This is a genomic window from Microcoleus sp. SVA1B4, assembly GCF_036700545.1.
Taxonomy (GTDB): domain Bacteria; phylum Cyanobacteriota; class Cyanobacteriia; order Cyanobacteriales; family Microcoleaceae; genus Microcoleus.
In genome coordinates this window covers 38675-65284 of sequence record NZ_JAUBPB010000033.1, presented here as the reverse complement: position 1 = coordinate 65284, position 26610 = coordinate 38675, and the positions used below count along the sequence as shown (strand labels likewise).

General features: G+C 47.6%; 8 protein-coding genes. 6 read left to right on the top strand and 2 right to left on the bottom strand.

The window, feature by feature from the left end; genetic code table 11:
- Positions 1–283 precede the first annotated feature (283 nt).
- Positions 284–472 (top strand): hypothetical protein, encoded by a 189-nt coding sequence (locus tag QT987_RS16625; protein ID WP_333241845.1) that lies wholly within the window; start codon positions 284–286, stop codon positions 470–472.
- A 62-nt stretch (positions 473–534) separates the two neighbouring features.
- Here QT987_RS16625 and QT987_RS16620 read toward each other — a convergent pair whose 3' ends face one another.
- Complete coding sequence (locus QT987_RS16620) at positions 535–720, bottom strand: hypothetical protein (RefSeq protein ID WP_333241843.1); 186 nt, start codon at positions 718–720, stop codon at positions 535–537.
- A gap of 1293 nt (positions 721–2013) precedes the next feature.
- Here QT987_RS16620 and QT987_RS16615 point away from each other — a divergent pair.
- The 4 genes from QT987_RS16615 (at position 2014) to QT987_RS16600 (ending at position 3903) form a co-directional block, all read left to right on the top strand.
- Positions 2014–2151 (top strand): hypothetical protein, encoded by a 138-nt coding sequence (locus tag QT987_RS16615; RefSeq protein ID WP_333241841.1) that lies wholly within the window; start codon positions 2014–2016, stop codon positions 2149–2151.
- Between the two features lie 127 nt (positions 2152–2278).
- Complete coding sequence (locus QT987_RS16610) at positions 2279–2788, top strand: hypothetical protein (protein ID WP_333241839.1); 510 nt, start codon at positions 2279–2281, stop codon at positions 2786–2788.
- A gap of 589 nt (positions 2789–3377) precedes the next feature.
- Positions 3378–3674, top strand: coding sequence for a hypothetical protein (locus tag QT987_RS16605; RefSeq protein WP_333241836.1), 297 nt, complete (start codon positions 3378–3380; stop codon positions 3672–3674).
- Positions 3675–3774: 100 nt separating this feature from the next.
- Complete coding sequence (locus QT987_RS16600; RefSeq protein WP_333241834.1) at positions 3775–3903, top strand: hypothetical protein; 129 nt, start codon at positions 3775–3777, stop codon at positions 3901–3903.
- Between the two features lie 277 nt (positions 3904–4180).
- Here QT987_RS16600 and QT987_RS16595 read toward each other — a convergent pair whose 3' ends face one another.
- Positions 4181–4360 carry a hypothetical protein gene (locus tag QT987_RS16595; protein WP_333241832.1) on the bottom strand — a complete coding sequence of 60 codons (180 nt, stop codon included), beginning with the start codon at positions 4358–4360 and terminating at the stop codon, positions 4181–4183.
- 325 nt (positions 4361–4685) lie between these two features.
- Between QT987_RS16595 and QT987_RS16590 the strand changes: the two genes are divergently transcribed.
- Entirely contained in the window at positions 4686–26603 is a 21918-nt protein-coding gene (locus tag QT987_RS16590; protein WP_333241830.1) for a putative Ig domain-containing protein, read from the top strand.
- Positions 26604–26610: the final 7 nt, after the last annotated feature.

Below are 26610 nucleotides of genomic sequence, written 5' to 3'. Positions count from 1 at the left end.
CAACAACTGTTTAGCCGATTGCAAAGCGCGAGTCCGACAACAGCAATTTATGCGACTGTCAAGGCTGACATAACGGCGACTACGCTGCCAAATTTTTCGCACTTGCTCAACTTGATTTTTTATTCAATTTAGATAACGGCTACTGTGTTGCCAATTTTTTCGCACTTGCTTAAATTGATTTTTAATTCAACTTAGGTATCGTAACTTGACTATTAAATCAATCCACTTGTTGTTAAAAACGCTAAAAAATTAGCTAATTGTTGCGTCAGCTAAAGTCAGGCATTTGCAGTATAAAGTCAGGGATTTGCAGTATAAAGTCAGGCAAGTGCAGGTATTTGCAGGAACTGCACTTTACCTGTATTTACCCGAAAATATCCTGCAAACGCCTGACTTTTTCGGTCAAATTACTGCTTTTTTGTGCTGTTCGTGTCTTGACCTGTTGAGGCTGGTTTTGGCTGTTCTCTCTCGGTAGCAAGCAATGGTTTTGTGATCACAAACCTGACTTTTACGCGCAGAAACAAAAACAATGCACCCTCATGAATGCGGTAATCCTAAGTGCAAGGCGATCGCGTCGGTGCTAGCTGTCGGACGAACGATAATCACAGCGAGCATCGACTTGATAGGGTCAATGGTGAGCCAGTGGTAGCGAATTGCAGGCTGATTCGGATATTCGAGTAAGGGCAGCGGAGTTGAGTCGCGAGTTGTAGTTTTTAAAGTCAAAATAATTCAAATCACCACAAAGGTTTGGGTTTGAATCGATCGCCGTGCAGCTATCGCCACAACTACCTAAAAACTAGGGCTGGGGTGTCAAGGGGCTTAATTTTACCCGATATCCCACTGTCCCAATCAATGCCACTGATGGATGTTAACCAAGTGTGACAAAGGGCTTGGTTTTACCCGATATTCAACTGTCCCGATTGCTCATACTGTTGTAGCGACTTTTCTGGCAACACTGGCATCAATTACCGCAACTGTCCCCATTCAACTTGGGTAGCATCGTTACGGCCTAAAACTTAGAGGCGCGTGGCGATCGCGCTCTCTCTGAAATCAAGTACAACCGTACCATCGCCCCACAATTGTCACTGCCTTCTCATTGCCTAGTTTAACAAGTTTCCCCGCTTTTCCTTTGACTACAAATTTTACTGGCTTGCCGAAGTAACGCTATTAGCATTCTGGTAGCCAAAAAATATTGAGGCACTTCGCTTTTTTGTAAAAAAGTGCGGTAGCACTGCTTTCAATATTGCAAAAAAACTGAACTACAACTCTTGCTAAAAAAATGCTACCGCTATTGTTCCGATACATTAATATGTCATAGCTGAATGGCTAATAACGAGGCGGCAATCTTTTAGGCAACCTTAACATTCTATTCGATTAGTTCTGCTTGCTCTATTGTGAAAGTACAGCTTGCTCTAAATGACACGAGTTACAAGCTTATTCCTTGAATTGGGAGTGCAGAGTTTGCTGTTGAATTGTTAAATTGATATTAAGTGTACCGGGACACGAAAAAACCTCAAATTTAACTTTTTAGGACTGAGTTTTCGTGATTTTTTTTGCATAATTTTGCATTTTTGTGAGTTTTCATGAGTAAAACCATGCAAGCTCATCTTGACTTATTAGCTGAAGTCGAGGCAGTATTTGCAGCAAAAAACTCAAATTTATGCAAATTTATGCAAATTTATGCAAGCTGGGAAACCAAGGAAAAAAGCAGGGATGAGCGATAGCAAGCAATGTTTTTGTGATCACAAACCTGACTTTTAAGTGCAGAAAGAGAAATAATGCACCCTCCTTTTACGGAAGCCTAACCGTAAGGTCGGGTTTAATACTTTCTTAAGCTTTAATGACAACTGTAACTATTTGTACTACGATTCAATCTGAATATTATACAACTATAAAAAATTAGCTTTTGCTTGCTGAAGTCGAGGCTACCGTCATTACACCCAAAAAGGATTATCCTATTGACTGCTGTCGTGAGCAATCGCCGATCGCTATAGGAAGCTTGCACAAAAAGCAGGAATGGGTGGTAGCAATAGCAATGTTCAGAGATATATTTATACTGCTAAAGAAATTAACCGCCGAATTTCTGAAACTTATGGTGCGATCGCTCCTACAACGTCCTGTCAGGCACAAGCGATCGCTGTACTCCCGAAATAACTCACGCCCTTCAACGAGCGCCGAACATTAAATTAAAGTCGCCACATCTCAATTATTCGCTATTCGCGAATGTAGAATAAAGAAAAGAAAGCGATGCCAGAGGCTGGCTGAGCCTACGAATAAAGCTATGCTCAAACCGCAAGATATCCTTGCCATACTCAAAGTCCACAGTTGGGAAAAAACAACCTGGACTTACAACACCCTCGCTCAAAGCTTAGGCATGAGTGCCTCAGAAGTTCATGGTGCGCTTTCTCGATGTGCAGCAGCAGGTCTCTATGATGGCGAAAATCGCAGGATTTTGACGCAAGCGCTACTAGAATTCGTAGTTCACGGGCTACGCTATGTATTCTATGCCCAACCCGGCCCCTTAAGTCGGGGACTGCCAACGGCGCATTCTGCTGAACCGTTGAAAAGTAAGCTGATTGCCTCACCGTCTGAGGTTTATGTCTGGCCTGACCCTCAAGGTGTCGTCAGAGGGCAGGCAATCGCGCCTCTGTACCGTTCAGTCCCCCAAGCTGCCAGTAACGATCCAAAACTTTATGCCTTGCTCAGCTTGATTGACGCTATTCGAGTTGGTCGGGTGCGGGAGCAACGTTTAGCCGCTAGCGAACTTGAAAAAAGGCTCGTCGCTCTATGAACCCGCAGATACTCATGCTGGAAATAGTTGCCAGGGTACTCTCTCAAGTACGCACTACCATGTAAGCCTTACACTCGCGAACAGCCTCAACGGAACGCAAAAACCAGATAGTCCAGCCTCAACTTTATTGCTGGCATAGTGGGTACTACACTACAAAATCGCTTCATAAATTTTAGCTACCTGCCAATTTTCTCACACTTGCTCAACTTGATTTTTAATTCAATTCTGACACCACAACTTGACTATTAAGTCAATCCACTTGTTGTTAAAAACGCTAAAAAATTAGCTAATTGTTGCGGAGCGCTAAAGTCAGGCAAGTGCAGTATAAAGTCAGGCAAGTACAGTATAAAGTCAGGCGGAAAGCAGGTATTTGCAGGGGGTGCACTTTACCTGCATTTACCTGCAAATATCCTGCAAATGCCTGAAATTTTCGGTCAAATTACTGCTTTTTTGTGCTGTTCGTGTCGTGACCTGTTGGGACTGGTTATGGCTGTTCTCAATCGGTAGCAAGCAATGTTTTTGCGATCGCAAACCCTGACTAATTCGTGTTGACAAAAAATAATGCACCTTTATGAATGGGGCATCCTAGATGTCAAGGCGCTTAATTTTTACCCGCTCTTCGGCTGTACCGATTGCTCACATTGCTCCTGTTGTTGTGGCGACTTTTGTGGAGGCGATCGACGCCGACAACTGTCACAACAGCCGATGTGGTGGCGGTTGTCGGCGCGGCAGAATTTGCCCGGTTCAAACTGCATTACTGTATTGCTCTTCAACATCTGTTAACGCCCCATCAGTTGTTCGGGGAAGTACGCTGCTATCGATCCCCAAAAATAGCGATAGCCAAATTTCCCAAATACCGCTCTCTGAGGAAAGTGTTTGTAGCTAGAGATCGTAGAGCGCCTTTCGGTATGCTGCATTCTTCCGACACCCGCTCTCCACGAACCCAGGATGCCTCTCTTTGAACGAGATCGCTCCCGAGTAGAAAATTGATTCTAGTTGAGAGTCAGGTTGCTGACACCGCCGCCACTGCTGGATTTGCCCGAAGTGGGTCGGGTGTCCGAGCAGTGAATGATGAACCAAGCGGTGCTGCCGAGCGAGAGGAAACGGGCGCTTAGGAAGCTTGGAGTGGATTCGTTAAGTATTTTCCTGCCTGATTTAAGTATTTTCCCGCATGAAAACAGTTACTTTTATAAACACTTAACATAAGTTAAAAAACTCTCAGTAAATATACAGAAATTTCTTCGGACTTGCAGCAGCAAAAACTATAAAGTTCAGTATTGTAACTAATATATTTATAATCTAGTCTAGCCGATAATAAGGATGAGCAACAAGTTGAGCGCAGTCGTAGGAGTAAGCGTAAGTAAAGATTCCTCGAATTTACTCAACGCCAAATCAATTAAAAATCCAGGGTGCAGCCATGACTTTAACAAAGCCATTTCGATTGCCTTTTCCCCAAAAAAGTAGCAAAAGCACAAATTTGGCAACCCCTACCTTGACTGTCAATCCTACAGCAGACAGTTTGAGAGCTCGAACATCAAGCAAAACAATCAATAATAATAGTCCTGGACGCATAGACTCTACTTGTATGATGCGCTGCTCCCTGCCTTACCACTACAGATAGTGTCAAAATTGACCCGTTGAATCGAGGACTGAATAAATTGAGCCTAGGACTGAATAAATTGAGTCTAGGACTCAATAAATAGCGAAAGCGAGTAACAATAGCGAAGGCGGGCTACAGTCGTTTAAGGAGTACGGAAGAGCCTTATAACTCCATTCAAACAGGCGACTCGACCAAAGCGGGTAACATAATTGCAACTCGCATCTCCTCAAAAAGATAAGTGACGCATCCAAGCTTACCAAAACTATAATTTAACCCTCAAATCAGGAGTGCAAGCGAGTGCCTTTAACAGACCCGATTGGAGAACCTTTAATAGAAAAACAGGAATCCTTAATTCCCGGACTTGCCCCGACAAAGCCCCCTCTGCTGCCGGGAATTCAAACCTCAAAACCTTTATTATATCAAGCTCCGGCAGAATCATCCGAATCCGAACAGCTTAACTTAAACTTAATAGAACCAGCAAGCGAACCCACCTCCGAATTCAGTCTAACAGAAACTGATGCTTTTATTATTAATAAACCCTCCGATATTAACAGCATATCTTCTGCCAACACCAGCCTTCTGATAACTAACAGCACTCTCAGGGATACAACAAATTCTGAAGTTGATCCCCTAATTGGTAAACTCGACTCCGACTTAGGAGACCTCCTAATCAACCCGAATCGAATTGCATCAAATAACGTTTCTTCAGATTCTAATAAATCTGCGACTGACATACCTCCAGTCAACTCGTCAATCAGCAGCTCTGAACTAAATAAAACCACAGCAGCTACAACCGCGGTTCCCGATGAATTGCTGGAAAATAAAACACAATTATCGCCAACCGCCTCCACAAAATCAGAACAAGATTCGGACAAAACATTACCCGTTGTAACTGCATCTACCACGAGCGAAAAAGCTTCGGACAAAACGCCATTGCCCGCTACGGCTGAAACGACTTCAAAACTCGAAGAACACCAAACGCCTTTATCATCAGAGACTACACTCAAAAGCGAGTCATCACCAAACAAAATATCACCTGCAACTGCATCAACGTCTGACAATTCAGGAGAAAATACAACATCACCCGCAACTGCCTCAGCCACTGAAAACCCTGAACTAGATCGAACATTACCTGCAACTACATCAACGACTGATAAATCAGAACCAGATCGAACATCACCTGCAACTGTATCAACGACTGATAAATCTGAACTAGATCAAACATCACCTGCAACTGCATCAGCCGCTGAAAACCCTGAACTAGATCGAACATTACCTGCAACTACATCAACGACTGACAAATCTGAACCAGATCAAACATCACCTGCAACTGTATTAACGACTGATAAATCAGAATCCAACAAAACCTCAGTTGCAACTGTATCAACGACTGACAAATCAGAATCCAACAAAACTTCACCTACCGAAATCTCCACCACCAACAACTTAGAGACCGCCACTAATCTAGAACCAAATAAAACCTCAACCCCAGAACCAGATCAAACCTCAACTCCCCCAACCAACGTTAACTTTGACTCAAACGCATTCACTGTCGATGAAAAAGGAATAGTCGGCATACAATTCACATCCGACGGCGGCTGGTATAGCGGACAACTAGCCATCGTCAGCCTACTCGGAATGGAAAAATTCGTTCCCGGTTCCGAGGCCTTCATCAAAGAAGCAGCAAGTCGAGCTTTAAGCAACTCGACAAAGGGCTACATCGCAATTTCTGACGATTTAGAAGGAGCATATTACACCGATCCTAACAGCTCAGAAAACCTCAATTCCGGGCAATACCTCGGCACAAAAACATTTGCCATGACGCCTGGAGACAAATTCTTCTTCATGCTAGTCCCCAACGGCACCGTACAACAAGTATACGACAACCCCGCAATCGGCGGCGACAAAAAACCCCTATTTTCAATAGCTACAGACAATCCCAGCGACAGCTTCGGTATCGGTCAAATTGCCGACATTACAGGCGAAGGTCAACTCTTCGCTATGGAAGACATGGGGCTAATTCAAGGAAGCGATATCGATTACGATGATATCACATTCCGTGTCACGGGCGCTACATCCAAAATAGTTCCCCTCAGCGAATTAGTTGACTCCTTCTCTGCATCAATTCACTCCCAGTTAGTTCAAAAACTGAAGGGTGAATCGGATAAATCAGAGCCGAAATTTACCCAAAAATCAACTGTTACTAATTCCGGCGATAAATCCCAGGGAGAAACACCATCGATAACTGCTGATAACGACCAACAAAAACCTCAGCCGACAGCAGCAACAGTTACTAACTCAGACAGCCAAGAAGCGCAACCAACAGCAACATCAACAGTTGACAAATCAGATACTGAAGAAGCGCAACCAACAGAAACATCAACAGTTGGCAAATCTGATACTGAAGAAGCGCAACCAACAAAAACATCAACAGTTGGCAAATCAGACAGCCAAGAATCGCCAGCCACAGAAACATCAACAGTTGGCAAATCTGATAGTCAAGAATCGCAACAAATAGAAACATCAATAGTTGACAAATCCGATACTCAAGAATCGCCAGCCACAGAAACATCAACAGTTGGCAAATCTGATAGTCAAGAATCGCAACAAATAGAACAAACAGCCTCTCCCCCAGAGACACCCAGTGTTAGCCCTACTGAATTAAATTCGGAAATTGAACTGCCAGTATTAGCAGAATTTATTGTCAGCGAGTCAGCAGATACTGAATCAATTAAAACCGACACAACTGCAACTAATCGCATTCCTCAATTGCCGGCTTCAGCCGACTATGCTGTAAATAATGCTGCTTCTCCACCAACCGCTGAAACTCTGCTAATTCCCACTCCCATCGCGTCACAGCCTCCTGCAAAAACATCTGAGATTGCCGATAATTTTGGCGAAGAATTGCCAAGACAAACCAATGACAATCTTCCTAATGCTGCGTCACAATTGCCGACCCAAATTACTGAGGTTATTCCCGCATCCAAGGTTGTTGATACCCAAGAAAATGATCGGGCTGTTACCGAAACCGCAGCTAAATTTGAAACTGAACAATTTCTCACAACAACCGCTGAGATTATTGCTACCGAAACAGAAAAGGTTGCCGATTTAATTGAATATGACACCACCTTCCCTGAAATAACATCAGAATTTGAAAGCCAACAATTGGTGACAAAAACCGAGTCAATTGTTGCTACACCCGAAGCGGATGATACGGTTGAACGCGAACTCCCTGTTGCTGAAAAAACAGCCGAATTTGAAAGCCAACAATTACCACCAAAAACAGACGATTTCGCTATTGCAGAATTCACTGCGGATACAATTGATACGGACATCGCTGTCACCTTCACAGCAGCAGAATTAGAAACTGAAAACTCCCCGGCAATTGTCGTTAATTCTCTCGATACCGACCCGCTAATTTCCCACTCAAACTCTAGCGTACAAACCGATTCTCCCATACCGGCACTTTTCTCAACTCCATCAGAAACAGCAGCAGGTACAGCACAGATAGCCTCAGTCGAAACCAGCGTTTCACCCTCAACTCTTAAATTCCCACCCGAATCAAATTCAAATACTTATAATAGCAATTCAACTCCCACAGAAACTACCGAATCCCAGCCCGCATATTCTGATACCGAAATTGCGCCAAAACCCGCAGATATATCGAGCGGTTTGCTGCCGTTAGAGGCAGAAGAATCGGAGCAATTTTCGGACGGTACTGCCGACAGTCAATCTTATTCAGCACAAAGTGCAGGCAACTTCCAAAGCAATATCAATGCCCCAAGAAATTTATCAATAACAACAACAGCCAATTTACAAATCCCCGGTACTTTTATTGTAGATAACCGAGGAGAAGTCAGATTTGACTATGTATTTGACGGCGGCTCCTTTGAAGGCGAACTCGGAATTTTCAGCCTGGCAGGAATGTCCGGGCTTACACCAGGAACTCCAGAATTCATTGCCGAAGCATCCCGTAGAGTTTTAAGCAATTCCACCGACGGACACATTGTCATCAGCGACGCTACAGAAGGAGCCAAATTCACCGGTGCGATGCCGTTCGACTGGGAGTGGGGCAGCGGCGAATATCAGGGTATCAAAACTTTCAATATGACCCCAGGCGACACCTTTGCCGTCATGTTAGTCCCCAACGGTACAGTGCAGTCATCGCTCGAATCCTCATATTCGGGAAATTGGTTCCCCGAAAACCGCCCCTTATTCAGTATCGCCACAGCCAATCCCAACGATACATCTTACGTGTTGCCTCTAGCCGACACAACCGGAACGGGGAACACTTTTGCGATGGAAGATATGTCGGCCGCTAACTCTGACGGCGACTACAATGACCTTATCTTCACAGTGCTTGGGGCAACAGGAAACGCACCGCTGCTGGATGCAGTTATCAATCCTGACAGAGAATGGCGCAATACTCAGCTCGGACAGCAACTGATAGAATACGCCAACAGCCAAGTGCCACCGGAGACAGCCCCCCCCGCAATTGCAGCAGCGCTAGTTAACGACACCGGTTCTAACAGTACCGACGGCATCACCAATAACCCCGCCATCAGCGGAACAATTACCGATGCCAGCGACATTGCTAGCTTCCGCGCCAGTTTTTCGAGGGAGTCTACCGGTATTGAACTTAAAGACTTGCTAACCTCCGACGGCAGCTTTGCACTCACCCCCAACACACTATCCACAGTAAACGGCAACACCTTAACAGACGGCACGTACACCCTATACCTGCTTGCAACCGACTCTCACGGCAACACCAACACCTTTGAACTCCCCTTCACCCTCGACACGACACCGCCAGAACTAACATTTGGCTTAAACCCAGCTTTCGACACTCCTCCCGTTGCAGACGGGCAAACCCTAGACTCCACCGTCACCTTAACCGGGCAAACCGACCCCGGAAGTACCGTTATTCTAGCTGAAACAGGAGCTGTAACTACTGCTGACTCTACAGGACGCTTTGAGTTTGCAGGAGTAACATTAGCTATTGGCAGCAACAGTTTCACCGCCACTGCCACAGACAATGCCGGCAATTCCAGTACCGCCAGCAGAACTTTTACCCGCACCTCCGCTACTGACTCAGGCGTTATATGGCTGGCTGAAGGGACATCCTTCACAGAAAAGTTAGAACGGCCCATTACAATTCCAGCAGTGCCGTCAACCCTTACTGTGAATATCGCCGGTCTCAACTTCGACAGGGCAGACTCCGACTCCATCAAAGATGCTTTTGAAATAGCCTTAGTCGATGCCAGCGGCCGCTCTTTAGTTCACACTGTAGGAACGGGACACAACAGCTTCTTCAATTTCACCGAAGGACAGCCTCCCCAACTAGCAGCAGGCGTTACTTTCAACGGCTCTAATATCAGTGTAAATTTATCGCAAATAGCGGATGGTACGGCTGCTACACTGCAAATACGGTTGGTCAACAACGACAGCGATACAGCAACGCAAGTCGGCATCACCTCAATTGCCATTCAACCTTCATCGGCTGCAATAGTTCCTGTAACAGCATCGCCCTCCGAGGATGTATCCCCTAACGTACCAGTCAATTTCAATCGCTTGCAGGACGTTTCGAGCAGTCTGGAAGTAGAATACAAACAGACTTCATTCAATTCAAGCAGCAAAATTCTTTACGCTGATTTAGCTGTAAAAAATGCGGGTCAGTATCCGGTGCGGGGTACGTTGTTGGTAGGGATAAACAATATTAGCGACCCAACGGTGCGACTGTTGGATGCGGACGGAATGACGCCGGAAGGAATTCCTTATTACGATATTAGCAAACTGGTTGGTGACGGCATTTTAAAGCCGGGGGAACTGACATCAACCGATACGTTAAAGTTTTACAATCCTCAAGGAGTTCAGTTTAGTTACGATTTAGTATTTTTAAGCCAGTTAAATCAAGTTCCACAATTTAAGGCGACACCAAATACGGAAGCTTTGGTGGGTAAAAGTTACGTTTATACTGCAATTGCTGTTGATGCCGATGGGGATGCGCTGACTTATTCCTTGTTGGAAAAACCGTTGGGGATGGAGATAGATGCTCAAACCGGAATTATTAGTTGGAATCCGGTTGCCGGAGATATTGGAAATCACGCGGTGACGGTGGAAGTGGGAGATGGAAAAGGTGGAGTGGCCAAACAAAAATATGTGCTTTCAGCTATTAATCCGCCTCCGAATCGGCCGCCGATTTTCACTTCGACGCCCATTGTCGATGCAGCCGTCAATACACCTTACCGCTACGATGCCGATGCCAAAGACCCAGACTCCGATACCCTAACCTACAACTTGGTACTCGGCCCAGAGGGAATGAGGGTCAACCCAGAAACGGGAATCGTCCAGTGGACTCCGCCAGCAGCAATGGTATTTGGCGACACCGTACTGGGGCGAATTGGCAATCAAGGCGAACAAGATATCTATACTTTCAGCGCTCTCGAAGGACAGCGACTGTACTACGACTCTCTTAGGAGCACTCCTGGACAGACATTAAAGTTGTACAGCCCCAGCGGCTTGCTGGTACTCGATAGCAATACAAGCTATCAAGGCTCTCCAATCAACCTGACCGAAACGGGCAACTACCGCTTAGTCATTGATGGTGCTGCGGGAGACTACGGTTTCAGCTTAATTGACATGGAGCAGACACCCGTTGCACCTTTCGACAGAAACGTGACGGGTGTGCTGAGTCCCGGCTCAGAAGATGACGCATATCGCTTCAACGGAGCCAAAGGACAAAGGCTGTACTTTGACCAACTCAGCACCAACTCCAACCTGAACTGGGTACTATATGATGGAGAGGGCAGGCAGGTAAGCTCCTGGGTTGACGGAAAACAAGGAAACCCTTGGTACGTAGGCTGGTACGACAACGAGATCGTCTTGCCCAGCGACAGCGAGTATACTTTGGTAATGCGGGGCAGCGCGCCCTTCTTCGGCAGCACCTCTTATACCTTCCGAATTGTTACACCCGACACGATTACTTATCCGCTACAGTTGGGCAACAACGCCAACCCCAACACCGTCAGTGCCGCCATTACCGAAAAAGGCGAACAGGATATCTATACTTTTGGTGGCACGAAAGGGCAGCGCCTCTACTTTGACTACTTGTCGAGCAGTTCCCAAGTAAATGCGTCCGTAAAGCTTGTCAGTCCCAGCGGTGTAGACACTTTCAACATCAACTTAGGCGCAGATACAGAGCCATTTACTATAAACGAGACGGGTACTTACCGCTTAGAGATTGACGGTCACGGGGAAAGCACGGGCAACTACAGCTTCAACTTGCTAGATGTGGGTCAAGCCACGCCCATTAACTTGGATGCAGATGTCACCGGAAACTTAAATCCCGGTTTTGAAACCCACTTCTATTCCTTTACTGGGGACGCCAGTCAGCGCCTTTATCTCGATTCAGAACCGAGTTCGGGGTGGGCAAACTGGACGCTTTACGGACCTGGGAATCAGGCCATCGCTACGGACAGCAAGACAACCTTTGGCGGCCCCAACACCTACGCTGGGTACAACCCCAGCGGTTTAGGTGGCGATTTTGAGGTCGTGCTGCCATCAGCGGGTAGCTACCTGCTGGCAGTCCAGGGGCGCAACGCCACTCCTTTTGATTACAAATTCCGGGTCATTACTCCCCAAACTCAATCCGGGGGAACGCTGACACCAGATACATGGGGGAACTTGAGCGTATCCGGCAGCATCAGCGAAAAAGGAGAAAGGGATGTCTATACCTTCAGTGGCAGCACCAACCAGCGACTGCTGCTAGACGCTTTGGTAGAGACACCTAACACTTACGTTCGATTGGTCAGTCCCAGCGGTATTGAAGTCTTTAATACCCCTGCATCCGGGGACTGGGCGAGAACTATCCCATATATTCTTCCTGAAGCTGGAAATTATCGGCTGATTGTAGACGGGTATATCGAATCCACAGAAAATTACAATTTCCGGCTGCTCTCTTTAACAACAGCACCGACATTAAACCTGAATGCTCCTACCAGTGGTACTTTGAGTCCGGGGTCGGAGACGGACGTTTACCAGTTTACAGGTACCGAGGGCGATCGCCTGTATTTGGACACCCTCCTTTCCTCGTCCCCCGGCGGTTGGAATCTCTATGGACCTGGCAACCAGTTAGTGACCTCTAATTACCTGTGGAGCGACATAGAGACAGTGCTGCCGGGAAGCGGAACGTACTACATAGTCTTGCGCGGGGACGGCACTCCCGCGCCAGGCGGCAATGGCACCGCCGCACCTATCAACTACAGCATCCAGCCATTTTTCTCAACTGCCAACCCTACCCCTCTCACCTTGGGTTCCGTCAACAGTGCCAGTATCAGCAAACCCGGAGAACAAGATGTTTACACCTTTACTGGCAGCGTCGGACAGCGACTGTACTTTGACCCCCAACTCGGCAACGGCAACATCACAGCTAAAATCACCAGTCCCAGCGGTCTGGAAATCTTCAGCGGTTACACAAGTGCTGACGGCCTGTCCAATATTCTCACTGAAAGCGGAACTTACCGCTTGACAATTGACGGCAATTATGATACCTCCGGCAACTACAGTTTCCGCTTGGGGGATGCAACAGCAGCCCCAACCCTGTCTCCGGGAACGGCAACGCCAGGCAGCTTGCCCCCAAACGAAGCAGTGCTATATCAAATCAGCGGTACGGCAGGAGAGCGAATCCAATTCGACAGCTTGTCGCCAACAGCATCGGGTGCAAGCTGGGCGCTGTACGCTCCCGGTTTTCCAAACTTTTCGTCACAGATAGGCGGCTCTGGGCTAAACAGCGATTTTGAAGTGTTGCTGCCCGTTACAGGTACTTACACCCTAGCGTTGCAGAACCCATCGAGCAGCAGCGTCAGTTACAACATCTCCGCGAACAACATCACCCCCCCGCCAGTGGCGAACTCGGGTTTGGGGATAGCACGCAGCGGTACGGTTTCGCCAGGAACCCCGGCCAACCAAACTTTTACTGCCAGTGCGGGTACGTTAGTTTACTTCGACAGCCTTGATACGGATGGCGATGCTGTCTCCGTCACGCTGTTGAACCCGAGCGGCTCTGTTGTCTCTGCCCTCAATGGCTCCAGCGCAAGCACAGATTCCCCAAGCCCGATTCAATTGCAACAAACAGGAACCTACACTTTGCGAGTAGAGGGAACCGGCGATTACGGCTACTCCTTGCTCGACTTGGGGGCATCCCAGACCCTGAATTTGAATACGACTGCGAGCATCCCGTCAATCCCAGCTTGGGGAACAACCGCTTACAAGTTTGATGGCGCGGTGGGCCAAAAGCTGTATTACGACGGGCTGACCAATAACTCAGGCGTCTCCCTTAAGTTAATTTCTGCCAGCGGCCGCCAAATCGCTAACTTTACAGCAGCAGAATACTGGACAAACATCGCAGCCGATAGGCTCGACACCTTAACCGAAAGTGGCACTCACTACTTGCTGGTGTCTAACGACCAAGCAACACCAACCGCCAACGTCAGCTTCCGCCTCCTCGACAGAACGATCGCTACCCCCTTGGTTCTGGATACAGATATTCAAAGCACCTTTACCCCCAGCCCTTCTGAAACCGACTTGTACCGCTTTGACGGGCAAGCTGGTCAGTATTTGTACTTTGATGCCTTAGATGGTTCGTGGTCTAATACGTGGACTCTTTACGGGCCGGGGGGACAGACAGTTATTAACAGAACGCAAGCACTTAGCGACTTTGAGCTAGCGTTACCCGGAGATGGCGAGTACCTGTTAGCTTTGCAAGGACACAACGGCAATCCGGCTACCTATAAATTCCAAGTCGTGACACCGACAATGCCCGTAGCATCCCTTCCCATTGGCACCCCAACCCCACCCAACAGTACCATCAGCGAGCCTGGGGAACAAGACATTTACACCTTCAATGGAACGGCAGGCCAGCGCCTGTACTTCGACGGCATTGCAGATAGCGGTTCAAAAAACGTTCGGCTTCTAAGCCCCAGCGGTGTCGAGGTATTCCCCAACATATCGACATCCTGGAACCGCGACTTGTTCGCGCTTCTGGAAACGGGTATTTACCGCGCTGTTGTCGATACCCCTACTACAACATATATCCCAGACACCACCAAAACAGGCGCTTACAGCTTCCGCTTCTTAGACGCTTCAACAGCAGCAACAGTGGTGCTGGACGCCCCCGCTCAAACTTGGACTGTGGGAGCCAACGAAACGCGGTTGTTGCAGTTTGCAGGTACAGCAGGGCAAAATGTCTACTTTTTAAATGATGGTAGCAACTGGACGCTTTACGGACCAGGCAACAGCATCCTGAAAACGAATTGGTCGGGCGATGCAGAATTAACCTTGCCGAGCGACGGCACTTACACCGTAGCGCTTGTTAACCCATATAACAGCAGCGCAAATTACCCATTCCAAGCAGTTACTTCTGAACGGACAACAGCCCCCATCGAATTCGGGAACGCGGCAACGGGTGCCATTGGGAAAATGGGCGAACTGGACACCTACACTTTCACGGGTACGGTAGGTCAGCAGCTAGTCGTAGATAGCCTCGTCGCTAATGATCCTTATTTGCGGACGAAAATTTTTAGTCCCAGCGGCAAAAAGATTTACGAACAGCAAACAACAGCAGAACAGACACCAATAACCCTACAAGAGGCAGGTGCTTACCGAGTTGAAATTGATGGGGATTGGAGAGGCACGGGCAACTACAGTTTCCGCCTCCTCGACACTGCCAGCACCAACCATCCCAGCGTCTTCGACTTGCCCTTTGACCAAAACCTGTCGGGTACTTTAGCTAGTGCCCGAGAGCGGCAAGTTTATCGGTTTGAAGGAACAGAAGGGCAACACCTGTATTTTGATCTAGCAGGAAGCTGGGATTACTGGAATAAGGGTACGGGTTGGACGCTTTACGGGCCTGACAACCAAGTGATACCTGCGCCCCTCAGCGGGCTGTCGCCGGACTTAGAAGTCAGGCTGCCGGGGAACGGCACTTACACTCTGGTGATGGGTGGCAGCACCAACGTTACTACTCAAGAGAGTTACCAATTTAAGGTGGTGACACCCGAAACAACTGTATCCCCTTTAACTTTGAGTTCGCCCGTCACGAGCAGTATCAACGAACCTGGAGAACGGGATATCTATAAATTTAATGGCAAGCCCGGTCAGCGACTGTTGTTTGACCGCATCGCAGGTGACAGCAACTTCACTGTTAAGCTGTTCTCTCCCAGCATCCCCACCGATACGGTACTCAACGACCCCAACAGCGGCAGCATAAACGAGTATTGGTGGCGAAGTATCGTGCCGGCGTGGGACGGCCGCTTGGATGCTGACATGACCGCCCCTATGTTTCTGCGGGAGGCAGGCGAGTACCACTTGGTCATTGACGGCACTAACAATACAACGGGCAATTACAGTTTCCGCTTGGTAGATGTGGAAGACCCGCAAGCAGTACCGCTTTTAAATCTGGATGCTGATATTTCCAATACCCTCGCGCCGGGAACGAAGATAGATTTCTACCAATTTAAACCCGCTGTCGGGCAACCACTTTATTTCGATTTAGCAGCTAGTACCGGCAGTGGCGTTAGCTGGGTACTTTACGGGCCGGACAACAAGCCTATCCCAACTGCGGGGTGGACTGGTTCTGATTTTGAAATAACGCCGACAATCCCCGGTACTTACGTCCTTGCCCTTCAGAACAATTCCGCCACGAGCGCCAACTACAGTTTTAAGGTTGTTACCCCTTCTATTACTACCCCTACTGCTTTGGAACTCGGCCGCGCTGTATCGGGGACTATTGGGGAAGCAGGAGAAAGAGACGAGTATACTTTCGCGGGAACTCCTGGACAGCGGGTATATTTCGACAGTCAAGGTGCTAGCAACAGCAACATCCGCGTCAAATTGGTGAGTCCAGGGGGGGCAGAATTTAGCAACAATACCTGGAACCCAGCCAACAGCAATGCGAACTGGAATGCAGCTAATACTGACTGGCCGCCTGCGACTCTTACCGAATCGGGAACTTACCGTTTGGTTGTTGATGGGGATAACAACGCCACGGGCAACTACAATTTCCGCTTGAGTGACATAGCGAGGGCAGCTTCTCTGATTGTAGGAACGCCTACCCTCGGCACTCTTGACCCCGGCAACGAGGTGGAACTGTATAAATTTAGGGGGACGGCGGGACAAAGGCTGAACTTTGATGTGGCTGTACCTTTTGGCAGCAGTGCGGACTGGATACTTTACGGGCCTAACAATCTGCCACTTTCTCCCAGCAGCGGGACGGGTGAGGATTTCAACTTGATGCTGCCGACAAGCGGAGAGTACGTTTTAGGCGTTCGCGGCCGCAGCAGCACCCCTGTTAACTACAGCTTTACGGTAACAAATTCGACACCGGCCTCTGTCGCGACTGCTGGACTTGGTAGCCTGCAAAGCGGAAATATTGCAGCAGGGCAGGTGGTCAACCATACCTTCACGGCTAATGCTGGCACCCGCATTTACTTTGACAGTCAAGACTTGGACAACGACCCAGTTGATGTCAGGCTGTTCAACCCCCAGGGCAGCCAAATCTTTCACATTAACGCCAGCAACGACTGGGGTCACTATCAATTGCAGCAAACGGGGACTTATACCGTGCGGGTTCAGGGAAGTTCTCCTACCAGCACGGGCGACTACCGCTACCGCATTCTAGAATTGCCCTCTGTCACTCCCGACCCCCGCGACAATGAAAATTCCATACAAATGGGAGTGACGGTTAGCAAGACTCAAGACCCAGGGCGAACTGCTGAAGTTTACAGTTTTACTGGCAAAGCCGGACAAACAATCTTTTACGACGGCATGATTCCGAGTGGAGGGGCAGAGTCTGTGAATGCTCGCTTGGTGAGCCCTAGCGGTGACACGATATTTCTCAACGATGGTTGGTGGCGTCCGTCGTCAACTGGCGATGCCGGCCCTTATACCTTAAGTGAGTCTGGTACTTACAATTTGTTACTGACTGGGGAACAAGATTCTCCTGCGGATTACCGCTTCCGAGTGCTGGATTTTGCAGATGCCCAAGACTTGGAACTGAACAAGCGTGTCAGCGCTACTTTGGCGCCGGGGAATCCCGTTCACCTCTACAAGTTTACTGGAACTGCGGGTCAGCGCGTTTTCTTTGACTCCATATCTGGAAGCGGTGCTAATTGGGTACTTTACCAGCCCGGGCATCAAGGCAACCAGCCGAGGATTGTCGGCAACCAGAACAATATTGGTACTGACTTCGAGGCCCTGTTGCCTGTTGACGGGCAGTATGTTTTGGCGGTAATTGGTCACTCAACTACAGCTTCTGCTTACAGTTTCCAAACCCTGTCTGGAAAGTCCGTGCCAGCAATCGTTACTCCAGGAGACGGCGAGACTAGCGGTGCCATCGGTGAGGAATTGGGGACTTACCGTGTTGTCTTAGAAACGAATGACGGCAAAGGTGGTGTTGCCCAGCAAGATTTCCAAGTGCGGGTGGTACCGGAACCGGGTAACAGTTCTCCGACTTTCAACACTCCGGCCGTTACTTCGGGTTATACAAGCGGGCGCTATGTATACGACACGGATGCCAGCGATACTGACGGGGATACTCTCACTTATTTGCTGGAAGACGCGCCCAGCGGTGCAATTATTGATTCAGAAACGGGCAGGATTATTTGGGCGACTCCCGTCGAGGGTACTCACAAAGTGAGAGTCAGAGTCGAGGACGGTCGCGGCAACGCGGACATCCAAAGTTTTGATTTGTCAATCAGCAGCGTCGTCCCCGGCACTGTTAAGGGCAGCGTGTATCTGGATGCCGACGGGACTGGCACTCGCCGCGTTACCAATCCGGGTAACATGACTCCTGACAGTCGGGTAGTAGTGGACCCGCGCTTTGCAGATAACTACGCCGCCTACAACTTAAATCGACCGGACGGCGTACCGGGCATATTGGGGGCGATGACCTTCAAACGCAACCCGGACGGCACTGTTGACCCCAATACCTTGCTCTTGGGCGGCGGTGCGGCATCTCCTGGAGGTGCCCTGTATGAAGTCAAGGTAGTGCGGGGAGAAAACGGTCATATCATCGGCTTAGACGACGACGGCGACCCAGAAACGCCCTACACTGCCAATTACTTTGCCGACTCTTCCTACAGCGATGCGGGTTTGGTCTACACCCCCGACAACGTACTCTTATCCAACTTATGGAAACCTGGTGGAATACATTCTATTAAGCCGGGAGGCGCGCCCAACCAAAGATATCCTGGGGGATTGGGAGGCTTGACTTTCGTTCCCGAAGGTTTTCCGGGAGAGGGGCAACTCAAAGCCACTGGTGCCTACCCCAGCAGTGGATTTTACACCGTCACCTACACGCGCAACGGCAATTTCCCAGACGGTACGCCCCGCTACATCATCAATCCACCTGAATTGGAAACAACCGCAGGTGCCGGCCCGGGTGCCTTTGTTTATATGCCAATCTCCGCACCCAATTTTGACAGCGGTGAAGGTTTGCTGATGGCAGAATGGAATGGTGGTGGCATCTATGCTTACTCTATAGATAACGACGGCAATCCCATTCCTTCAAGCCGAACTCCTTTTGTTACCAATTATGGGGGTGCCTGGGGCGCAACAACCGACCCGGTGACGGGAGACTTACTCTTCAACGCTTGGGCCGGTTTTAGCAACTTAATGGTAGTCCGAGGCTTAGGAAAACCAACTGATAACGAACCAGGAATGGAAAACTGGTTAGTTTACGTTGACACTAACCGTGACGGCATCCGAAATACCAACGAACCCTTCACCTACAGCGACGTCAGCGGTAATTACTCATTCACCCTAGCCCCCGGAAACTACCGCATCGTCTCGCAATTACAACCCGGATGGACTCAAACATCTCCAACCAATCCCATTTATCAAGAAGTCACAGTTACCGCCAACAATACGAAATTTGGAGTAGATTTTGCAGCCACAAATTCCAAATTAGCAGGCCCCAATATTGACCCGGAATTTACCAGTACCCCGCCAACAACAGTCAAAGCAGGAGAAAGATTAGTCTACAGAACAACTGCAACTGACTTAAACAACGACGACTTAACCTTCGATTTAGCAGTCGCCCCCAAAGGCATGGCAGTTGCCCCCAACGGTACAATATCTTGGCGTCCCCCACTCTCAGCAGTCGGCACCCACGACATCATTGTCAGAGTAAATGACGGCAGAGGCGGCATCGATTTACAAGCCTTCAAAATCGAAGTTACCCCCGGAAACAACGCCCCAGTCTTCACGAGTCAATTACCACAAAACATCAATCCCGCCGTCAACCAACCATTCCAATATCAAGCCAAAGCCATAGACTTAGATGGAGACACAATTACCTACTCCATAATTCCCAATTCCAGCAAACCTGTCACCCCCACCAACGCCACAATCAACCCCACCACCGGAGTAATTAATTGGACTCCCACCACCGCACAACAAGGAGGCGCATTCAATTGGGCATATGCCGGCGAAGTCGAACCTTGGGAAATCCTGATCAAAGCAACAGACAATAAAGGCGGAGAAGCATTCCAAAGAATCGAATTAACCGTCAGCCCAGCCGCCCCCAATCGAGCACCATCTATTACCTCAACTCCCCGCACAAATACCCGTTTGGGCAAGACTTATTTCTATCAAGTAGAAGCCAAAGACCCAGACGGCAACCCCTTAACATATACTCTATTAAATCCGCCCTCCGGTATGGCATTTGCAACGCCAGCTTCGACGCCCGCCGGCATGACATTCCAAGAAGGATTGATTAGTTGGACACCCGGAGTCTCGCAGCAGGGAACTTATCCCATTACCGTCAGAGTTAGCGACGGTTTAGGAGGTTTAGCTACTCAAACATTCAACCTAATTGCCGATAATATTGCCAACAATCGCGCACCGAGTATCGATTCTACTCCCACAGAACAAATTACTAATCTAGCCAAGCTTTATCAATACAATTTGACGGGTAGCGATGCGGATGGAGACAGGTTGCTGTGGAGTTTGGACAAAGCACCATCCGGGATGATTGTTGACCCCCTATCTGGTTCTTTACGCTGGCAGCCTAACGCAGAACAAATTGGCGAAAATACCATTTCTGTAAGAACAATTGACGGCAACGGCGGTTATGCCGTCCAAGAATTTAGCTTGACTGTCAGGGGAATAAACACGCCGCCGACTGTGGTTTCAACTCCTCCATCGAAGGCAGCAGTAAATCAAGTTTACGCTTATACAGTTGTCGCGACTGATTTGGAAAATGACCCGCTGACTTTCAGTTTGAGTAAGTATCCCGTCGGGATGGCAATTGATAGTAACGGTGTTATTCAATGGATGCCGAATGCTACTCAAATCGGGCTGCATTCTGTGGAAGTTGCCGTGACTGATAAACAAGGGGCAATTGCTACTCAAACTTTTACTGTCACTGCGGGAACTACTGCTACCAACCTGCCGCCTGCTATCACTTCCACACCTGTATTTACAGCCTCACCAGGACGCCCTTACAGCTACCAAGTAACTGCAACTGATGCTGACGGTACTATCTCGCAATACCAATTATTGCAATCTCCAACTGGGATGACAATTAATTCAGCTACTGGTGTTGTTACTTGGAACAATCCTGTTGCTGGAAACCATCAAGTGGTAGTCGGGGCTGTTGACAATTCTGGTACGGGGGCAGCCCAAGGTTTTGAGTTAATTTCTCGGGCTAATTCAGCAGCGGTTGTGCCAAATGTTCCGATTCAATCTGTCTCGCCCGGTGCCAGTTATCGCTACGATTTGAAGGCGACTGATAGCAATGGAGATTTGTTGACCTTTGGTTTAATTCAATCTCCAACTGGCATGACTGTTGATGAATTCGGGCGGATTAGTTGGAAGCCGACTGCTGCTAATATCGGTAATCATCCGGTTTCTGTTAAAGTGACTGATACTTTTGGAGAAAGCGTTACTGTTTCTTACAATTTAAGCGTTGTTGCCGATACTTCTGCACCTAAAGTCAATCTGATTGCCAGCAATAATACCGCTAATCTCGGAGATTCGGTCATCTTTACCGTGAATGCTGTCGATAACGTGAAAGTCGAATCTTTGGGCTTAACTATCAACGGCACTCCCGTAGTTTTAGATGCACAAGGAAGAGCAACTGTCAAGTTAAATAACTTAACTCCCATCACGGCAATTGCCACAGCACTAGATGCGGCCGGAAATGTGGGGAATGCGACTCAAGTTGTCAGGGCGATTGATACGGATGATGTCAATGCGCCAATTATCAATATCAGTTTAGCGGATGATGTTGATGTTTCTACACCTCTGGTAATTCGAGGTACGATAACTGACAGCAATTTGGATTACTATACTTTGTCAGTAGCCCCGGTTGGTAGCAGTCAATTTAAGGAAGTTTATCGGGGAACTACTGCTGTCAGCAACGAAACGATTGCGACATTTGACCCGACTGTTTTGGCTAACGGCGCTTACACTCTCAAATTCACTGCATTCGATGCTAACGGTAACGGTTCGACTACTGAAAGGACGGTGAATGTTGCGGGGGATTTGAAGTTGGGTAATTTCCGGTTATCGTTTACTGATTTATCGGTTCCAGTTGCAGGAATTCCGATTAATGTCACGAGAACTTACGATTCTTTGAATGCTAATTCTAGCGATGATTTCGGCTACGGCTGGCGGATGGAATTCCGGGATACGGATTTGAAGACTTCTTTGAAAGCTGACCCGACTTATGAGGAATTGGGGATAAATACTGTACCCTTTGATAGCAAGACTAAGGTGTTTATCACCCTACCCGGAGGCAAGCGGGAAACCTTTACATTCAAGCCGAACTCGCATTATTTGAATCAGTATTTAGGGGCGGCCGGGCCGGGGGCAGCGATGTACAAGCCGGCTTTTGAGTCGCATTCGGGTTCGACGGTGACTCTGACGGTTAAGGATGCGAATTTGATACGGAATGAGTACGGCGAGTATTACGGGGTGAACGGGCAGCCCTTCAATCCCGAAAATCCGGCGTTTGGTGGGGTTTATGTGTTGACGACTCTTGAGGGATTGGTTTACGAGATTGATGCTAAGTCTGGGGATTTGTTGACTGCTACTGATGCGAATGGGAATAAGTTGAGTTTTAGCGATGCGGGGATTGCAAGTTCGACTGGTAAGTCGGTGACTTTTGAGAGGGATGTTGCTGGGAGGATTGTCGGTGTTGTTGACCCGGATGGGAAGAAGGTTAAGTACGAATACGATGCGAAAGGGGATTTGGTTGCTGTTAAGGATAGGGAGAATAATGCAACTCGGTTTGAGTATGAAGATGAAGACAGGCCGCACTTTTTAACTGAGGTTATCGATTCGTTGGGACGCAGTGGAGTTAAGACTGAGTACGACGATTCCGGTCGTTTGAAGCAAGTAATTAATGGTGCTGACGTACCCATCAACATCGAATATAAGCCTGAAGAATCAGTACAAGTTGTCAAAGATGTTTATGGCAATCCCACTATTTATAAATATGATACTCGCGGTAATGTCTTGCAAGTAGCAGATGCCTATGGTAACTCCACCTACTTTGAATACGACGACAACAACAATGTTACGCAGACTAAAGATGCCAACAACCTAGTAACTAAATATCAATATGACAGTCAGAGCAATCTAATTTCTCGGACGGAGACTTATTGCGGCTGTCCCGGCGTAGTACCTGGCACTTCTCACTATACCTACAACGGCTATGGACAGATGACATCGCTAGTAACGCCAACAGGTGCGTTAGTGCGATTCAACTACGATTCTCGCGGCAACTTGCTATCAATTAAAGACGGTCAAGGCAATGTCATTCAATCCTTTACTTATTATGCCAATGGCCTAGTTAAAACTGAGACAGAAGGAGCTAGTACCACTTATTACGAATATGACGATTATGGCAACGCCATTAAGAGTGTAGAATCGGATGGTAGTGCCACTTATATGACTTATGATAGCAACGGTCGTTTGAAAACAATGGTGCAAGATAGTGGTACTCCTGCCGATACCACAGATGATGAAACTTATACATTTACTTACGACAAATTAGGACGAGAAAAGCGCGTCGATTATGGCGATGGTATCTGGGTAGAATACGGCTATACAGGCAGTGGTAGCGATTGGACGAGTTTAGATGCTCCTACTATCGGTCATATGGAGCGTAAGCTAACTGACGATGGTAAATTAGCAGGTTGGGTAACGCCCGATGGCGGTACGCCCAGCTTCTATTACGACTTAGCAGGAAGGCTGTGGAAAGAGACAGACGAAGCGGGCAATATTACCACTGAATACGAATACGATGCCGCCGGAAGATTAACAAGCATCAAAGACGTGCAAACTGGGGCGGAAATAACTAAAAAGTACGATGCCGGCGGTCGGAGAATTGAAGAAATCGACCCGCTTGGTGCATTTGTTAAGACTGTTTATGACCCCAGAAGTGGTAAATTAACTTCAACTCAGAGAGGCAAATACTTAACAGATACAACCAATAATTTAATTCTCGATGCAGCAGGTAATCCTATCCCTGACCCCGCCGTAAATCCTCAAACTTGGACATACGAATACAGCGGCACGAGAACAACTATTACCGACCCATTAGGACGCAAAACCACATCCGTACAAGACGCGAACTATCTGCCAGTAGAGACTATTTACCAGCAGCGAGATGGTCTCAACTACAGCGAGAAAGTTAAATATTTGTATGCCAATAATCTGCAAGAAGCTAAAGACTACCCAACTGAAATTACAGACATTGGCGGTAACGACCGCGATTTCACCTACGACCAATTTGGGCGGTTAAAGACGGCGACGGATTTGGGCAATAATATTTATACTTACACCTATGGAGAAGACGGTTTAGCGCTGATTGAAAGTCCTGATAGCGTTACTAGCAGCGGCACGATTAAGGAAAAATTGCGCTACGAATATGACGATTTGGGAAATCTAAAAAAGGTAATTTATGGCGATGGGACGTTCAAACAGATGACTTATCGTTCGACGGACAATCGCTTAGGTACGGCGACCTTACCTAGTGGTGAAACGATTACTTACGAATACAATTCTGCGGGAATGGTAGAATCAGAAACAACTAAAACGGCAGCGGGATTAGTTACCAGCATTGTCACTTATACTTATGGGAATGGCGGTAATATTAAGACAGTAAAAAGTGGCAATGATATCACTACATACCATTACGATTCGCTGACAGGGGCGTTAAGTGGCATCAACTATCCTGATGGCAGTGGCATTGCTTATACTTACGATTTGTTAGGTCGGGTGAAGGGGCAAACAGAATGGGCATCTGCTAGCGGTGCGAGGTATGTCACTAGCTATGGCTACGACGCTTTTGGCAATTTAGCCACAGTTACCGACCCCGTAAGTGGAGTTACTCAGATGGTTTATGATGATGCGAATCGTCTTAAGCAGAGAATTTTACCTGATGGGAAGGTGACGACTACTTATGAATATGACGGCTTAGATCGAGTGAAATCTATTGTTCACAAAAACGATCGCGGCGAAGTGTTGGCAAGCGTGAGTTACGAACGTATTGGGATTGGGGAACCGACGAAGATTACTCGCGAGGATTCGTCGTATGTACTGTTGGAATATGATGAATCGCTACGAGTGAAAAAGGAAAGCTATTATGATGCTTCTGGGGTGTTGCAAGATGAGACGACTTACACTTATGATGCTGCTGGTAAAAGACTGGTGGAATCGAATACAAATAGAGGTAGTCGCTCTTTCAATTATCAGCCTGGATATCAATTAGATACTGTGGCTGAAGTGGGTGAAACTGAAAATTATGATTACGATAGCAATGGACGATTGACGCTAATTGAGCGGGATGGTAAGACGTTGGATTTACAACATGATACCTATGACCGTTTGACTGAGGTGGATAATAAAACTACTGGGGAAACAACCCAGTATATCTATGATGGTCAAGGTAACAGGGTGAAGGCAGTAGAAGGCAATCAAGAGCGTCGATTCTTGGTAACTCCAGCAGGGGGAAGTGGGTTGGAATCGACTGATTTGATGACTGATGCTAATGGGAATTTAATTAGCAATTATATTTATGGTGGTTCTTCAAGTCCCTTCATGCGATTAGATGCTAGTGGTAATCCTGTTTACTATCTCACTGATGCGATGGGGACGGTGATTGGATTGGCTGATGGTAATGGTCAGGAAGTGGGGGATTTTCGCTATGATAGTTTTGGCAATTTGAGAAATGCGTCAGGTGTGGCTGCTAATGCTGGGGTAACAAGTGGTGATTTCCGGTTTCAGGGTCAGTGGTTGGAGTCGGAGAGTGGGTTGTATTATATGCGAGCTAGGGATTACGATCCTAAGACGGGGTTGTTTTTGAGTCGCGATCCGGTTGAGCCTACTGAGCAACAGATTGAGGCTTTCAATCCCTATCAGTTTGCGTACAACAACCCCTATATCTACAGCGATCCGAGTGGGATGATTTCTATTATGGAAATTCAAGCAGCTTATACAGTAGAGAAGATTCTCTACTCTATTGAGAATCGCACTAAACAAGAAATCTATGAACGATTTAAAGATAAAGCTGTAGAAGTAGCAGGCGATGTTTTCTGGAGTGTTTTAAAAACTTTTGCGCCCATAAACTCTCCACTCACAGACGGAGTAAGAGCGATGAATAATGCTCTGGACGCAGGCGTAGAGTTTGAAAGAAAGTTTAAAGGGCAGGTTCGTGATATGTTCGCTGATGCTGGCATAAATTTAGATCAAGTTTTTCTAGAAGTTGGGGTAACTCAGGACGGTCAAGCAACTGGTAATTGGATCAATTTCCCTAATATTGAGGCCAAGGTCCGAGCGGGAGAGCGTCGACCTGATTATGTACTTACTCCTCCTGGGAATCAACCTCGTGGTCGAGGTGTTCAAGTCACTGGCGGACCTCAAAGGAGTTACCTGATTGGAGATATCAAACTTCAACTTAAAACGATTGTAAATACGTACATAGGAAGTGGGGGAAAAGCACCTGAAAATGCTGGACAATGGGATGCTATAGCCAACTATGCGAGAAAAAATGGCTCTAGAGTTGCTGGATTTGTCACTTTATTTGGAGATTATGAAAAAGGAAGGCAACAATCATTTGAGCAAATAGCACAGAAAGCTGCTCTTAGAAAAGGATTCACAGTTTTCATTGTTTCTATTTTGCATGGAGTCGGATACTCTAAAAGATAAAAAATTT

Coding starts and splice junctions, on each gene's coding strand:
- QT987_RS16615 (WP_333241841.1), top strand. CDS start 2,014: ATGGGTGGTAGCAATAGCAATGTTCAGAGATATATTTATACTGCTAAA.
- QT987_RS16610 (WP_333241839.1), top strand. CDS start 2,279: ATGCTCAAACCGCAAGATATCCTTGCCATACTCAAAGTCCACAGTTGG.
- QT987_RS16605 (WP_333241836.1), top strand. CDS start 3,378: ATGTCAAGGCGCTTAATTTTTACCCGCTCTTCGGCTGTACCGATTGCT.
- QT987_RS16595 (WP_333241832.1), bottom strand. CDS start 4,360: ATGCGTCCAGGACTATTATTATTGATTGTTTTGCTTGATGTTCGAGCT.